At 57.4% G+C, this 15,215-nt stretch carries 15 protein-coding genes and 1 pseudogene; 5 read left to right on the top strand and 11 right to left on the bottom strand.

Annotation, left to right across the window (positions count from 1 at the left end; translation table 11 throughout):
- Positions 1 to 12 precede the first annotated feature (12 nt).
- Positions 13 to 1,902 (top strand): ATP-dependent zinc metalloprotease FtsH, encoded by a 1,890-nt coding sequence (ftsH, locus tag QPL95_RS17060; protein WP_303292130.1) that lies wholly within the window; start codon positions 13 to 15, stop codon positions 1,900 to 1,902.
- Between the two features lie 14 nt (positions 1,903 to 1,916).
- Here ftsH and QPL95_RS17055 read toward each other — a convergent pair whose 3' ends face one another.
- From QPL95_RS17055 to yghU, 3 genes are read right to left on the bottom strand one after another with little or no spacing between them, the layout of a single operon-like run.
- Positions 1,917 to 2,786: a universal stress protein gene (locus QPL95_RS17055; RefSeq protein WP_303292129.1), complete on the bottom strand. Its 870-nt coding sequence runs from the start codon at positions 2,784 to 2,786 to the stop codon at positions 1,917 to 1,919.
- Positions 2,764 to 5,175 carry a Lon protease family protein gene (locus QPL95_RS17050; protein WP_303292128.1) on the bottom strand — a complete coding sequence of 804 codons (2,412 nt, stop codon included), beginning with the start codon at positions 5,173 to 5,175 and terminating at the stop codon, positions 2,764 to 2,766. The genes QPL95_RS17055 and QPL95_RS17050 overlap by 23 nt, the downstream gene beginning before the upstream one ends.
- A 9-nt stretch (positions 5,176 to 5,184) precedes the next feature.
- Positions 5,185 to 6,057: a glutathione-dependent disulfide-bond oxidoreductase gene (gene yghU, locus QPL95_RS17045; RefSeq protein ID WP_303292127.1), complete on the bottom strand. Its 873-nt coding sequence runs from the start codon at positions 6,055 to 6,057 to the stop codon at positions 5,185 to 5,187.
- 132 nt (positions 6,058 to 6,189) lie between these two features.
- Here yghU and QPL95_RS17040 point away from each other — a divergent pair, with 132 nt between their 5' ends.
- Genes QPL95_RS17040 through QPL95_RS17030 form a run of 3 tightly spaced genes read left to right on the top strand, consistent with a single transcriptional unit; the run spans position 6,190 to position 10,527 of the window.
- On the top strand, positions 6,190 to 6,909 hold the full coding sequence (locus tag QPL95_RS17040) for an ABC transporter ATP-binding protein (RefSeq protein WP_303292126.1): 720 nt from the start codon (positions 6,190 to 6,192) through the stop codon (positions 6,907 to 6,909).
- A gap of 4 nt (positions 6,910 to 6,913) precedes the next feature.
- Positions 6,914 to 9,292, top strand: a complete 2,379-nt coding sequence (locus QPL95_RS17035; protein ID WP_303292125.1) for an ABC transporter permease — start codon at positions 6,914 to 6,916, stop codon at positions 9,290 to 9,292.
- A 26-nt stretch (positions 9,293 to 9,318) separates the two neighbouring features.
- Positions 9,319 to 10,527 (top strand): efflux RND transporter periplasmic adaptor subunit, encoded by a 1,209-nt coding sequence (locus tag QPL95_RS17030; protein WP_303292124.1) that lies wholly within the window; start codon positions 9,319 to 9,321, stop codon positions 10,525 to 10,527.
- Between the two features lie 61 nt (positions 10,528 to 10,588).
- On the opposite strand, the gene QPL95_RS17025 is transcribed toward QPL95_RS17030, so the two are convergent.
- Positions 10,589 to 10,882 carry a YkgJ family cysteine cluster protein gene (locus QPL95_RS17025; protein ID WP_303292123.1) on the bottom strand — a complete coding sequence of 98 codons (294 nt, stop codon included), beginning with the start codon at positions 10,880 to 10,882 and terminating at the stop codon, positions 10,589 to 10,591.
- A gap of 120 nt (positions 10,883 to 11,002) precedes the next feature.
- Here QPL95_RS17025 and QPL95_RS17020 point away from each other — a divergent pair.
- Positions 11,003 to 11,281, top strand: a pseudogene (locus QPL95_RS17020) (methyl-accepting chemotaxis protein); the annotation flags it as partial.
- Between the two features lie 70 nt (positions 11,282 to 11,351).
- On the opposite strand, the gene QPL95_RS17015 reads toward QPL95_RS17020, so the two are convergent.
- The 7 genes from QPL95_RS17015 to QPL95_RS16980 all read right to left on the bottom strand — a co-directional run bounded on the left by QPL95_RS17015 (position 11,352) and on the right by QPL95_RS16980 (position 14,827).
- A complete protein-coding gene (locus tag QPL95_RS17015) occupies positions 11,352 to 11,753 on the bottom strand; it encodes a GFA family protein (protein ID WP_303292122.1) in 402 nt (133 codons plus the stop codon).
- A gap of 44 nt (positions 11,754 to 11,797) precedes the next feature.
- Positions 11,798 to 12,427: a hypothetical protein gene (locus QPL95_RS17010; protein WP_303292120.1), complete on the bottom strand. Its 630-nt coding sequence runs from the start codon at positions 12,425 to 12,427 to the stop codon at positions 11,798 to 11,800.
- Positions 12,428 to 12,770: 343 nt separating this feature from the next.
- Positions 12,771 to 13,157 carry a VOC family protein gene (locus QPL95_RS17005; protein WP_303292119.1) on the bottom strand — a complete coding sequence of 129 codons (387 nt, stop codon included), beginning with the start codon at positions 13,155 to 13,157 and terminating at the stop codon, positions 12,771 to 12,773.
- Between the two features lie 126 nt (positions 13,158 to 13,283).
- Positions 13,284 to 13,529, bottom strand: a complete 246-nt coding sequence (locus QPL95_RS17000; RefSeq protein ID WP_303292118.1) for a type II toxin-antitoxin system RelE/ParE family toxin — start codon at positions 13,527 to 13,529, stop codon at positions 13,284 to 13,286.
- 4 nt (positions 13,530 to 13,533) lie between these two features.
- Positions 13,534 to 13,833, bottom strand: coding sequence for a DNA-binding transcriptional regulator (locus QPL95_RS16995; protein WP_303292117.1), 300 nt, complete (start codon positions 13,831 to 13,833; stop codon positions 13,534 to 13,536).
- Positions 13,834 to 14,255: 422 nt separating this feature from the next.
- A complete protein-coding gene (locus tag QPL95_RS16985) occupies positions 14,256 to 14,549 on the bottom strand; it encodes a HigA family addiction module antitoxin (protein ID WP_247065344.1) in 294 nt (97 codons plus the stop codon).
- Positions 14,549 to 14,827, bottom strand: coding sequence for a type II toxin-antitoxin system RelE/ParE family toxin (locus QPL95_RS16980; protein WP_247062703.1), 279 nt, complete (start codon positions 14,825 to 14,827; stop codon positions 14,549 to 14,551). The genes QPL95_RS16985 and QPL95_RS16980 overlap by 1 nt, the downstream gene beginning before the upstream one ends.
- Between the last annotated feature and the right edge of the window lie 388 nt (positions 14,828 to 15,215).

Here is a 15,215-nt window from a genome sequence, read left to right as displayed (position 1 = left end):
AGGAAAGCAGGCATGGAACCGGAGAAACAAAGTAAAGACCCAAGCCCTCAGCCTGCGGCGCCTAACCAGCTGTCGTTCATCTGGCTGAGCGCGGCCATTTTTCTGATGTTTCTGTGGCTTCAGGACAGTGGCCAGCCCCAGCAACGGGAACTGGCCTATTCCGAATTCAAGGAAGCCGTGCTGAATGGCCAGGTGGCCGAGGTCACCCTGCAGAACGAGGAAATTCGGGGCCAATTTACCGATTCCGGCGCTGGCCGCTTCAGCTCTGATACCGGATCCACCAGCACCCGATTCCTCACCGTGCGACCACCTGTGGAGGATCCAGACCTGTTGTCGCTGCTGGAACAGCAACAAGTGCTCATCCGCGGAGCCGCATCCGGGCGGCCCTGGTGGCAAGAGCTGATCCTGGGCTTTCTACCCTGGATTCTGTTGCTGGGACTGATGTTCTGGTTCTGGGGGGCCGCTCAAAAGCGTATGACAGGCGGCGGCAGCCCCTTTGACTACGCCAAATCCAGAGCTCGGCGGGCCCGCAAAGAAACTTCCAGCACCACACTGGCAGACGTCGCCGGCATCGAATCCGCAAAGCGAGACATTGCCGAGATCATTGATTTCCTGAAAGCGCCGGAAAAATACCGCCGACTGGGCGCGGTCATGCCCAAAGGCGTGCTGTTGGTGGGCCCGCCAGGCACAGGCAAGACACTCCTGGCCAGAGCCATTGCCGGAGAAGCCGAAGTGCCATTTTTCAGCATCAGCGCCTCGGAATTCATCGAAATGTTTGTCGGCGTCGGCGCGGCCCGGGTGCGGGACATGTTCCAGACCGCCCGAAAAGAGGCGCCGGCCCTGATCTTTATCGACGAACTGGACGCCATCGGGCGCTCACGGGGGGCCGGTCTGGGCGGTGGCCACGACGAGCGGGAACAAACCCTGAACCAGATTCTCACCGAAATGGACGGTTTTGAGGCCCACGAAAACATTCTGGTGCTGTCTGCCACCAACCGCCCGGACGTACTGGACTCTGCCCTGCTTCGGCCCGGCCGCTTTGACCGCAAGATCACTCTGGATCTGCCCCACAAAGAGGCCCGGGAGGCCATCTTGCAGGTCCACGTGCGCAAAGTACCCCTGGCCCACGATGTAAACCTGGAGCAGTTGTCGGCCCGCACCACCGGCTTCTCCGGCGCCGACCTGAAAAACCTGGTAAACGAAGCAGCCCTCACGGCTGCCCGGGAAAATCTGGAGGAGGTGAATGCCCATTGCTTCGAGCTGGCGCGAGATCGCATTATTCTCGGAGAAGAGCGTGATGCCCATCTGACACCGGAAGAACGAGAAGTGGTGGCCTACCACGAATGCGGCCACGCATTGATGGCCCATTACATGCCCAAGGCCGACCCACTCACCAAAATCACCATCATCCCCCACGGCATGGCCATGGGCGTTACCGAACAGACGCCCAAAGAAGACAAATACAACTATACAGAAAGCTATCTGAGGGATCGCATCAAGGTGATGCTGGGCGGCCGTTCGGCGGAAAAAATCATCTATGGAGAAGTGAGTACCGGTGCCCAGAACGACCTGAAAGAAGCTACCAAGTTACTGCGCCGTATGATCGGCCAATGGGGCATGAGTGAAACTGTCGGGCCACTGGGCCTGGGGATTGGTGAAGAGCACGTTTTCCTGGGCCGGGAAATGGGGGCGCCCAGGGAATACAGTGAAAAACTGGCCGAGATGATTGATTCCGAAATTCAGACCCAGTTACTGAAGCTGGAAGCCTTCACAGTCAACTTCCTGCAAGAGCACCGCAAAGAGCTCGAAGCGCTGGCCAAGGCGGTCATGGAGCATGAAACGCTGGAGGCAGATGCCATTGCGCAGGTACTTAATAAAGCCGGCGACCGGGAAATTGCCTGACCTTCAAACCAGCGTCAAGGCGTTACCGTCACCGGCACATCCATGGCCGCCAGCAGGGCCTCTGCGCCCTGCTCGCCAAACAAACTGCATTGGCGACTGATCACTAACTGTGCCATCCCCTCCTCCCGCATTGCTCTTGCCACCGCAACGGCACTGGCCATCGGCAGCAGTTTCACCCTGGCGGTAATACCTTCGTGGCGCAGATAGGCCATCAAATCTTCAGTAATCGGCTGACCCTTACCAGCTGCCATCCGAACCAGCACCGTCAGTGGCTGATGGTGTCTCCGGGCTAGCTCTGCACCCACTTTGACCGCCCGGTGATTGGCACCCTGATCGTGGTTGAGCAATACCACCACACGCTCCTGCCGGCGTGGCCGGGGCTCCACCCAAAGCAGCACATCTCCCGGCGCCTGTCGCACCAAAATGCGAGCAGTAGAGCCGAGACGGGCACCAGGAATCCCGGACCAGCCCACCCGGCCCATGACCACCAGATCCTCCGGCCCGACCAGGCTCAGCACCTCATCCGCCACACGTCCTCGGCACAACTTCAGCGCCTGCACCAAGCCCCGTCGCGCCATAGCCTGCTCCAGAGAGCGACGCACCTGTTGCGCCAACGAATGCATTCGTGCCTCCAACGCGGCTACATCCAGGGGACGGGCCAACCCGGAGCTGCCGCCAACTTCGCGGGCAAAGCCGTAGCCCGCGCTGCGCAACAGGTTAACCTCCTCCACAAAGATACCCAGCACTTCGGCCTTGCGGGCGGCCGCGATCTCGGCCGCAGCCTCCAGAGCGGCGAGGCTCAGGCGGGAGCCGTCCAGCAAGATCAGAACCCGGCCTGCAGCCTTCGCCGTCGACTTTGATTCAGCGATCTCCGTCGCTGCCATCGCCATTGCCTCCGTTACCGTTCTCCTGTTCCGAATCCTTTTTCTTGCCGACTTCGGCAAACTTCGCCAAACGCTCAGCCACCAGGCGATTGAAGCTGTTCTCGGGGAACTGGCCATCGGCATCCGGTTCGCCGGCTTCCATCCCGGTCAGCAACTCAATGGCCTGATCGATTCGGGTAAGCGGGTAAATGGCAAAGCGCCCGTCGCGCACCACGCCACGGACATCGTCGTTCAGCATTAAATGTTCAATGTTGCTGGCCGGTAGCAGGGCACCCTGGCCGTTAACACCTCCTGCCTGCTGGCAGACGTTGAAGAAACCTTCGATTTTTTCATTCACGCCCCCCACTGCCTGCACCTCGCCGTGCTGATTCATCGAACCGGTAACCGCCAGCGACTGTTTTAGCGGCACGCCGGCTATGGCCGACAGCAGCACGCAGGTTTCTGCGACCGAGGCCGAATCGCCCTCCACACCTCCGTAGGACTGCTCGAATGCCAGGCTGGCAGACAACGACAACTCCCCCATCGGGGCATACCGATTGGCCAGAAAGCGCGAGAGGATCATCACCGCCTTGCTGTGGATCGGGCCGCCAAGCTTCGCTTCTCGTTCGATATCCACCACCTGCCCTTTGCCCGGGCGTGCGGTGGCCGTAATGCGGGTGGGCTGGCCAAACCGGGTGGCACCGATCTGCAATACCGACAAACCATTCACTTGCCCGGCCTGCTCGCCTGTCGTGGCAATCATCATCAAGCCGCGGCGAATCTGCTCCAGACTGCGTTCCCGGATTCGACTGGCGCGATACTCCCGCTCATCGATGGCCTGCTGTATGTGACAGGCCTCAATACGGGCACTGCCGGCCTCGCTGGCCCAATGGTCAGCCTCGCTGAGCAAATCCTTCAGCACACGGTCGTGGGCGGTCAGCTTTTTCTGATCCCCAGCCAGGCGGCTGGCATGTTCGATCACCCGGGCAACGGCCGCGCGGTCCAGCGCTTTGATGCCGGATGCCCGAGCCATGGTGGCAATCATGCGGGCATACAGCAGGTAACTGTCGTCGTCCCGTTCCAGGTCATCCTCAAAATCCGCTTCTACCTTGAACAGGTCCAGGAAGTCGGGATCATAATGGGACAACAGGTAATACAGCGTGCGATCGCCCAGCAACACCACTTTCACATTCAGGGGAATCGGCTCCGGCTGCTGGCTGACGGTGGTCGCCAGGCCATACAATCGTTCCAGCGATTCAATGCGGATCTCGCCGGAGAACAAGATGCGTTTAAGGCTCTCCCAGGCCATGGGCTGGGTCAGAATACGGCGGGCATCCAGTACCAGATATCCGCCATTGGCCCTGTGCAGAGAGCCGGCGCGAATCAACGTGAAGTCGGTATACAGGTTACCCTGATGGGCCCGATGTTCGATTTGCCCGGTCAAATGTTGGTGGTTGGGCAAATCCTCGTAGACCACCGGGGCACCGCGGGTATCGGCGTTATCGACCAGCAGATTAACGCGGTAGCGGTTCAGCAGCCCTGCGGGGGCACCGTTTTCGTTGTCCTGGAACGCTTCAGCGTGCTCCACGACATCCTCGCGCACAGCATCCAGATACGCGACCACCGCCGGGACATGAGACCATTTCTCGCGCAGCTCACCAATCGGGCCGCCCAACGTCAGCTGCACCATTTCTTCATTCAGCTCGTGTATTCGCTCGCGAACTTCCTTGCGCAATCTCGGCACCTGCTGGATCGCCTGCTGGAGTTTCTTTTGAAGATCTTCCACCTTGGCTTCCACCAGCTCTTTTTCTTCATCGGAGAAGGTCTTGTATTCCTCGGGCTCGATCACCTCGCCGTTACGCATCGGCGCAAAGGTAAATCCGGCGGGGGTTGTCAGCATGGCAATATGGTTGGCGTTAGCCTCTTCCTGGATGGCAAACAGGCCCTTTTGCTGACGCCGGGTGACCTCTTCCTGCAACTCCTGAATGCGGGCCTGATATTCCTCACTTTCAAACGTAGCCGGAATCGCGGTTTTCAGCTCACTGGCGAGGATGCTCATGTCACTTTTGAAGACCCTGCCTTCACCCGGAGGTAGCGTGATCGCCACAGGCTTGTCTGACTGCTGAAAGTTAAAGAGATGGCACCAGTCTGAAGGCACCGGTTTGCCTGCGGCATGACTGGCCAGGAACCGTTTGACCAGTTCATGCTTACCTGCGCCGGACGGCCCCAGAACAAACAGATTAAAACCGCTGGCGCGCATGCCCGCACCAAATTCCAGAGCACGAAGCATACGCTCCTGCCCAAACGGCAGGTCCACATTCTCCAGAGCCTCAGTGGTGTCAAAGTCCAGCATCTCAGGCGGACAGCGGTGGTAAATCTGGTCTTCTGTTAACGCCGCAGGCACAACCATTATTGCTCCTTATTCACCACCGCCCAGTTTGTCCTGGGTGCGCAATTCAAAATCGCTGGCATCATGGCGCTCATGCAACTGGGAGGACAGCTCGCCCCATGCCTTGTTGACCATCCGGCCGCGCTTAACCGCCGGCCGCTGGGCCAGCTCATTAGTCCACCGCACAACGTTGGTGTAGGTGTGGGCCTCCAGGAATTCGGCCGCCTCATACACCATGTTTTTCACCAAAGCGCCGTACCAGGGCCAGATCGCCATATCCGCAATGGTGTATTCATCACCGGCAATGTATTCGTTTTTCGCTAACTGGCGATCCAACACATCCAGTTGCCGCTTCACCTCCATAGTGTAGCGGTCGATCGGGTATTCGTATTTTTCCGGCGCATAGGCGTAAAAGTGCCCGAAACCGCCGCCCAGAATTGGCGCGCTGGCCATCTGCCAGAACAGCCAGTTCATTGTTTCCGAGCGCTGAGCACGACCGGTCGGCAAAAACTCACCAAACTTTTCGGCCAGATAAAACAGGATTGAGCCGGATTCGAAAACCCGCACAGCCGGGCTTTCACTGCGATCAAGCAACGCCGGTATTTTGGAATTGGGGTTAACGTCCACAAAGCCGCTGCTGAACTGATCGCCCTCCATAATCTGGATCAACCAGGCATCGTACTCGGCGTCTTTGATGCCTTTTTCCAGCAGCTCTTCCAGCATGATAGTGGCCTTGACTCCATTGGGTGTAGCCAGGGAATACAGCTGGAACGGATGCTCACCCACCGGCAACTCTTTGTCGTGAGTCGGGCCGGCTATCGGGCGGTTGATGTTGGCAAACCTTCCGCCATTTCCCGGATTCCACTTCCAGACCTGGGGCGGGGTGTAAGTCGGATCGCTCATGGAATACCTCTAGTACGTGGGTGTGGATACGCGTTTCACTGACTTTACCTGAATCCCCCATGCCTGCGCACGTTTGCCGTTTTATTGAGCCCTCTCAAACCGGGGTTCTGGCGCTGGGCTATACTCAACCCCATGATCACCCAGCCGAACCAACCTGTGTTCCACACTTCCGGCCTGACGAAGACCTACCATCAGGGCGAGGTACAAGTGCACGCCCTGCGCGGCGTGGATCTAGATCTTTACGCCGGTGAGCTGGTGGTGATGCTGGGTGCGTCGGGTTCCGGCAAATCCACGTTGTTGAATATATTAGGCGGGCTGGATGTACCCACCAGCGGCGAAGTGAAATACCTGGACACCGACCTCACCCGGGCTACCGACAAAGAGCTCACCCGCTACCGACGGGATTATGTGGGTTTCGTGTTCCAGTTCTACAACCTGATCCCCAGCCTGACTGCGCGGGAAAATGTAATCGCCGTGACCGAAATAGCCCGCAACCCGATGGAGCCGGATGCCGCGCTCGAACTGGTCGGGTTGGCCAACCGGGCGGATCACTTTCCGGCCCAGCTCTCTGGCGGCGAACAACAGCGGGTCGCAATCGCCCGGGCCATCGCCAAACAGCCCAACGTACTGCTGTGTGATGAGCCTACCGGCGCCCTGGATTCCGCCACTGGCATTCTGGTTCTGGCCGCACTGGAAAAAGCCAACCGAGAAACCGGCACTACGACCGTTATCATTACCCACAACGCGTCTATTGCGCAGATGGCCGATCGAGTCATCACCCTCTCTGACGGAACCATCAGTGGTGAGCATCACAACGCAACGCGGCAAGATCCGCGCTCCTTGAGCTGGTAATTCCGTGCCGGGCTTCCGCACCAGCGTGCTGCACACCAAACTCCGACGGGAGCTCTGGCAGATGCGCGGCCAGATGCTGGCGATTGCCCTGGTAATCGCCGGTGGCATTGCCGTGTGCCTGATGTCACTGGTGAATTACTCGTCGCTCAGCGCCACCCGAAGCCAATACTATCAGCAGCACCAGTTTGCCGATGTGTTTGTCTCGCTGAAACGGGCTCCTCGCCATTTGCTGCAACAGGTAACCCAGATCCCCGGCGTTACCCGGGTTAGTGGCCGGGTGGAAGGCGGCGCCAAACTCGAGGTTGCGGGCTTTGATGATCCTGTATCGGCGCACCTGGTCTCAGTTCCGGAAACAGGTCAGCCTGAAGTGAACCAGCTCTACTTGCGCCACGGCCGCCTACCTGAGATCAGCCGTAGTGATGAGGTCACCATCATCGGCAGCTTTGCAGACGCCCACGGCCTGCAACTGGACGATCAATTAAACGCCATCATCAACGGCCGCCGACAGACCCTCACCATTGTCGGTATCGCCGAATCTCCCGAATTCATCTACGTGATCCCCCCAGGCGGCATGCTGCCAGACTATCAGCGTTTCGGAGTACTCTGGATGTCGCAGGCGGGCCTGGCAGCGGCCATGGACATGAAAGGTGCGTTCAATAGCCTGGTGTTGCAGACAGCGCCCAACCGCCCCGTGGAGGACGTGATTGACCAGCTGGACCGCTTGCTAGAGCGTTACGGCACTACCGGCGCCTACGCCAGGGCGGATCAGTTCTCCCATCGTTTTCTGAGCGATGAGCTGGAACAACTAAAAGCCATGGCAATAATTTTCCCCGCCATTTTCATGGGCGTGGCCATGTTCCTGCTTAACGTGGTGGTTGGCCGCCTGATCAGCACCCAACGGGAAGTCATTGCGGTACTTAAGGCCTTTGGCTACAGCAACCGACAGATTGGCTGGCATTACAGTCAGCTGGTGCTCAGCATTGCCTTGGCCGGCTTGCTCATCGGCACCCTGGCCGGGCTCTGGCTTGGCCGTATGTTGGGTGGGCTGTACATCGAGTACTACCGCTTTCCGGAACTGCTATTCCGGATCAGCCCACTCTGGGTACTCGCACTGGCCTTCGTAAGCCTGAGTGCGGCCTGGCTCGGCGGCTGGCGCTCTATCCGTCAAGCCGCCTCCTTGCCACCGGCCGAGGCCATGCAACCAGAGGCGCCCGCCAGATACCAGGTCACCCTCCCCGAGCGTTGGCTGTCCTGGGTACGATTCCAACAACCGTCACGTATGATTGTGCGACAACTGGCCCGACGCCCGGGCCGCACGGCTCTGTCTATTGCCGGAATCGCAATGGCCACGGCGATTGTGGTGGTGGGCAATTTCCAGTTCAGCTCGGTGTCTTTGATGGTTCACACCCAGTTCGGCCGAGTTCAGCAACAGGACCTGACGGTAACCCTGACCGATCCGGTCAACCAGTCCGCGCTCTATGCCATGGCCAGACAACCCGGGGTGCTCTATACCGAAGGCCGACGCCAGGTTGCGATTGAACTGGTTAACGGGCACCGACGCTGGCGCACGGCGCTCACCGGCATTCCCGAGCACGCAGAGCTCCAGTTTGTTGTGGACAAAAACCTGAACACCGTCAGCATACCCCCGGTCGGCCTGCTGCTTACCGATTATCTGGCGGTCGCGCTTAACATCAGCCCAGGGGACCAGGTACAGGTGCGTGTACTTGACGGCCAGCGCCTCTCATTGCAACTTCCAGTGGCGGGCATCAGCAGTGAGTTTCTGGGTGTCGGTGCCTACATGAGCCTAGCCGCGATGAACCAGGCCTTGCGAGAAGGCCCCGTGGTCAACCAGGTACTACTCAACCTCGACCCCGACCTCGTGGATACGGTGTATCGAGACCTTCGCAACACCCCCCGAGTTCTCGGCACTGCCCTGCGCCAGGCCATGCTGGACAGCTTTTTTGAAACCCTGGCCAGTACCTTCCTTACCTACACCTTTATCATCAGCCTGCTGGGAGGCATCATTGCCTTTGGTGTGATCTACAACACCGCCCGAATCTCCCTGGCCGAACGGGGACGAGACCTGGCCAGTTTGCGAGTATTGGGTTACAGCCATAACGAGGTGTCCCACATTCTGTTAGGCGAGCTGGCGATTCTGCTCATCCTCGGTATACCGTTGGGCTGGGGCATCGGCTTTGGCCTGGCAAACCTCGTGATTACAGCACTGCAAACGGAGCTGTACCGGGTGCCGCTGGTCATCACAGGGAAAACCCTCGCGCTGGCCGCCAATGTCGTGGTGGCGTCCGCCCTGTTATCAGGTTTCATTACCTGGCTGAGGCTCCGCAAGCTGGATCTCGTCGCCGTACTCAAAACCCGGGAATAACCGATCGCTTAAGAAAGAGGCCTGCCATGGCAACACACACAAGCGCGTTAGGAAAATGGATTTTCTGGTCTGTCATTGCCTTGCTCGCCATCACCGTTTTTTTCTTCATCTTGCGCCCCGACCCGGTTTGGGTAGATCTGGCTACGGTAGAACGTGGTCCGATGGAGGTAACCGTCCTTGAAGAAGGCAAAACCCGGGTAAAAGATCGATACCAGATTTCCGCCCCGGTCACTGGCTACTTGCACCGGTTACCAATGGAAGTGGGTGACCCAGTCATCCCCGGTGAACTGCTGACCTACCTGGCGCCCATACCAGCCAGCATTCTCGATACCCGCAGCCGTGCCGAGGCCGAAGCCCGTGTTGCGGCGGCCAACGCCATGGTGCAATCGATCCGGCAGCAAGTCGCCGCCGCTCAGGCCGATGCGGAATTTGCCCGGCAGGAATACCAACGCCTGCAATCGCTGGAAGCCTCCCGTTTTGTGTCCAGCGAACAGCTCCAGCAGGCCAGAACCGCCGCCGCCAGGGCGCAGGCCATTCTGCGCTCGGCAACGTTTGATGAAGAAGTCGCCGTCCATGAGTTGGCAGCCGCCCGCACCCGGCTGCAGTTGTCGTCCGCAAGCCAGAACGGCGACAGGCCTGCCGAGCGCGTGGCAATCCGCTCGCCGGTCAGTGGCGCCATTCTCAACATCGTTCGAAAAAGCGAAGGGGTCATTCACACCGGCGAAGCCATTCTGGAAGTGGGCGACCCCGGCGCGCTGGACGTGGTGGTCGACGTTTTGAGCTTTGATGCCATCAAACTGAAGCCCGGCCTGCAAACTCGCCTGACCGGCTGGGGCGGACCGGAGCTGCAGGCGGTGATCAAACGCGTGGAGCCAGTAGGTTTCGTAGACGTTTCCGCACTGGGCGTGGAAGAGCAACGAGTGAAAGTGATTGTCGACATGGTCAGCCAACACGAACGATGGGAACTTCTGGGCGATGGCTACCGGGTAGACGCCGAATTCATCCTCTGGCAGTCCGAAGACACCCTGCAGGTACCCGCGTCGGCGCTGTTCCGCCACGAAGGCGGCCACGCAGTATTCCTGGTGAATGGCGATGTTGCCAACATACAGTCAGTCGACATTGGTGCCAGTAGCGGTCTCGCAACCGTTGTAACTGATGGGCTGAAAGCTGGTGATCGTGTAGTGAGGCACCCGAGGCGGGGCTTGAACGATGGCGACCGGGTCAGGGTTCGGTAACGGGCCTACTCAAGCCCAACAGCAAAACCCCGGCAAAATTCCATTGGGTTAGCAGCAGGCGCTACCACAAACCTTCTGCTCGTTCCTCACGGCACTCATAGGAACCCATTTCAAATTCCCGGCAAATCCAGGGGCGATTCTCGTAGATGGTGCACATAAACGTGTCACGGTCTAAAGCCGAGCACCAACCGTCCTCCAGACGCAGCATGGTTTCGCCGCCCCACTCATCGAACGCGATGTGCCGCTCAGGCACGCCTGTGTCTGTGATAATCATCACTTCTAAACGACAACAACAAGCCTGACAGTTTGAGCAGGAAACCTCAGGGCTCGATACGTTCTTGATCGGGATGGTCATGGCTAACTATACAGGTCTCGTTGATTGCACAGGGCTTCATTGATGCCAGTTTATGCGCGACACACCCTCCAAACCACCCCCCACTTCAATCCTGTTGATGTCGCAGGGGTGAATGGCGTGGCCAACGCTCTGAAACAATGGCGCGGATTTGCGGTGGTTGCTGACGAAGTGCGGCAGTTGGCCGCTCGTACCAGCAAAGCCACAGAAGAGATAGTCGGTGTCGTCGAAAAGAACCAGGTGCTCTCAGATGATGTAATGCGCGAGATGTTCAGCACCCGCGAAAAAGCAGAGCAAGGTCTTGAATTAGCCAACCAGGCGGGTGCAGTGATTGTAGAAATCCAGGAAGGCGCAAAACAGGTGGTAGAAGCTGTCGAGCGCTTTGCTAACGAACTGCAGTAGCGGTCGGTTAAAGTAGGTGGAGGGTCATCAGGCCCGGAACGAATTCAATGCACGGGTTATGTGGTGCCGGCTACGTTGGCAGACCCTCGAACTTTGGCACCTCCTCCAACCGCTCATCCCAAACAGCTTTGCCGGATGAGAAGATATGCGCCGTAGGCAACATCGTTATTTGAGAGTCCAAACACCCTGCAGGAACGACAAGTAAACCCGCGATCTGTGTATTTGGCAATGCTGAACCACACAACTTACAAAAGCTCTTGTTGTGACGAGTACCTGGAAGCGTAAAAGAAGCTACAGCATCTGCACCCGATTGCCAGACCAACTTAGCGGAATGAGAGAATAGATTTGCCGCATGGGCCGAACCCGTATCCTTTTGGCAATGCCGGCAATGGCACAGGTAGAAGCTATCGAAATCACCTTCTACCTGAAAACTCACCATGCCACACAAACAAGAACCGAAATGATCAGTCATTAGAACCTCTTCCGTGGCCTAAAGGGGGAGTCCATGTAGCGAAGCTAAGCGGTAGGCTGGCTGAACGCGGGACTGTCCGCTTGAGCGCCTGGTTGGGCGCCGGACCCTTCGAGCCCGCTAATCTCCGTCATGATCCTTTCAATTACATGTGTTCGCACAGCAGGTTTGATCTCTTTTTCCGGATAGCACCTCACAAGATCAATATGACTGATGCCCTCCCGCGCATGAAACATGTGGTTTTCGACCCGTTGCGAGGCTCTGCTCCCAACAGCCTCGTTCATTTGGTGACTTCGGTCGCACCCGAGCAGGTCACCCTTCGAGAAGAAGTTAAGGCACACATCAACATTTGTCGGTACGGTGCGAGGATCGAAACCCCACCGTCCTGGGAATACTCGACCCAGCCCTCCTGCGGCGATGCTGACGAGCAGGGCAACATCCACACCTCGCTGCTCAAGCTCGCGTGCAACCTTGACCGCTTGGAACCCGCCCTGACTATACCCGAGAATCACGAGACTTCGCCCCTCGCTAAATGATGTTTGTAAGTCATCTGATATCGAATCAACCGAGTGCAGGTGACCGTACATTGTCACATCTGACAGGCCCTTGCTTCTGAGGTAATGCAGCAAATTGCGTTGCATCAGTCGTCGGGCCATAAAGCCATAAATCACCGCCACTCGTGGACCGGAATAGCGGCTGTTTTTTTGGGGTCGGTCAGGTACCTGTAACCGTTGGACTAAGCTCATAAGTTTACTATCCAAGAAGCATCCCCTGTCAGTGCCTAATCGGGATAGGGAGGCACCTCACGATACCCCCTTCGGCCCCATTGCTTCCACACGTAACTTCTCATTCTCCGCCGTATCCACTTGTCCAGGTCCCGCAGCGGGCTCAGTACTTCGGCTTCGCGGTCACGTGCCCGCTCACCCCGGATGTACCACACCTCGTATCGGGTTCCTGTTCGGCGCCCTGACACGGGCGTCCGGTGTAGGCCGAAGGCCGGGAACGAACTTGAATAACTGGTTATGTTGCGGTTCCGTACGACGAAACCTCGATCAAATTTTGATCCGGATCTCTGAAGTAAAAGGATTGTATTGGCCCTACCGCCCCTGTGCGCGAAACAATGCCTTCTACGATTTGAACCTTTTTTTCTGAAACTCGATCGTAAGCCTCGTGGATAGGCAGATCGGTAATAAAACATACATCTGCCGAACCCGGCGTGGGAATGCGAGCTTTTGGTTCAAACTCCTTACCCGATTGGTGCAGATTGATCTTCTGGGCACCAAATTTCAGCGCAACTCTTCCCTCACCAAAAATTTCCTGCTCCATACCGAGGACATCCGTATAAAAGCGAACCGTATCCTCTATGCTGCGCACAGTGAGTACAAAATGGTCAAGTTTCAAGATCACAACGAGGCTCTCCTAGCAACATAACGCCCGCCATCACCGGTGACAGAGAGGCCGAGGGGCTCAATACAAAGCTCTCGCAGTACTTCACCCGGGTGCGGAGGGTTGTGCATTAACATTGACGGTACCTCAGTGATAATCTTCGTAGTTCACAATCTCGGCATCTCCGTCTTCGAACTGGAAGGTCACTCGCCAGTTACCACTGACTGTCACTGACCAGATGCCGACCCGATTGCCAGAGAGTTCGTGCAAACGAAGACCGGGTAAGTCCATATCTTTGGCATTCGCCGCTGCATTCAGTCTACCGAAAATGAGCCGAAGCCTCTTGGCATGAGCGGCAACGGAGCGCAGCGTAGTTGGCGTCCCGTTGGCCACCTTGTTAACCCCTGAGTTCGAGGTCTTCCCGAATAACCTCCGGATGGCGAAACGCAATCTCAATGAGCGCCTTTGCCGGCCCGGAAGGTTTACGTCGCCCCTGCTCCCATTCCTGCAACGTACGTGGAGATATATGGAGTGCCTCGGCAAACTCTCGCTGTGTGAGGCCAGTCTTGCCGCGCGCCTCTGCGACCTCGTTTGGCTCCACACAACTGGCCCGTGCGGCTTTGCCCGCTTTCATTTCTTTAACGGATTGGAGCAGCTTGTTGCCAAGCTCCTCAGCACTCAGAGTCTCATTACTCATTTTCCAGTACCTCACGAATCGACTTCAGGATATGCGCGGATATGTTCTCCTTGACGGCCTTCTTGTAGATCACCAACAGCCAGATCTCACCATTTGCCAATCTGGTGAAGTAGATGACTCACACTCCACCACGCTTCCCTGAACCCGCCACCGACCATCGAACCTTTCTACATCCGCCGCTACCTGGAATGGGATCGCCAATTTCCGGATTGGCTGCCAGCCAGGCAAAGAACGCATTCCGTTCCTCCTCAGTCCAAATCTTTCTGGCATCTGCTTCGAATGTAGGGGTTTCGATGATGGTAAACATGACGATTAATATACGTCATTGACGGAGTTTTGCAAGGTGGCGGATGGAAGGGTTAACGCCTGGCTTTGCGGCGTGCCGGAGCGCCAGCGCAGGCGCGTCCGACAAAAGCCATTGGTTAAGCTGCCTCGAAGTCCAGGGGATGGATTCCATCCAGGTTGACCGTGTGGCGGGCCACCCATAGATCGTACATATCTTGCATCGCCAACCAGCTCTCAGGAGTACGCCCAAGAACTTTGGACAGCCGAAGAGACATTTCCGGGCTAATACCACTATCCCCTTTGAGCAGCCGAGACAAAGTGGAAGGTGAAACGCCCAGACTGGAAGCAAGCTGACGAGAGCTGATACCAAAAGGCTCCAGGTACACCTCGCGAATGAATTCACCAGGATGCGGCGGATTATGCATAGTCATTAGTGATAATCCTCATAATCAAGAATGTAGGCGTTGCCGTCCTGAAATTCGAACGTCATGCGCCAATTTCCGTTAACACGAATCGACCACCGCCCTTTGTCTCGCCCCTTCAATGAGTGAAGCCGAAAACCAGGGATATCCATATCATCCACCGAAGTGGCGGTATCCAGCGCTGCCAGCTGCATGCGCAGTTTCTTTTCATGATCGGGCTGTATGCCAGACGTGCTGCCGGTCGAGTAGAACCGCTTCAGTCCTTTGTGACGGAATGATTTAATCATAAGGGAATGCTAGCATGTTGCGCACCGCGCAACAACCAAGCTTAACGCCTGCAGCATGCGCGCCCGTGGAATGGAGCCGAAGGCGCAATGTAATGGGCGTCGCCGTGCCTACATTGGTTAAGCGCAATCCACCTACTTTTGCCACTTGTACCAATCTCTTGCAGCCGCCAGAGCTCTGAGGGCGCACGACCGACAAACCCAATATTGATCAGTAGACTTATAAGCTGGACTCTTGCCACAGTAGCTACACTGTTCTGAAACTGAACCGTAAGCGTCCGGTAATCCCATCTTGAGCCAGGCGCTGCCGCCGTCAGGATAGTGTCCACTTATTTTCTAGTGGACACTTAACATGAACGACTTAAGCGTAACCAAGCCCTACCAACGCCGC

The organism is Marinobacter sp. SS5-14b (genome assembly GCF_030541005.1).
Taxonomy (GTDB): domain Bacteria; phylum Pseudomonadota; class Gammaproteobacteria; order Pseudomonadales; family Oleiphilaceae; genus Marinobacter.
This window is presented reverse-complemented; position numbering and strand designations above follow the sequence as displayed.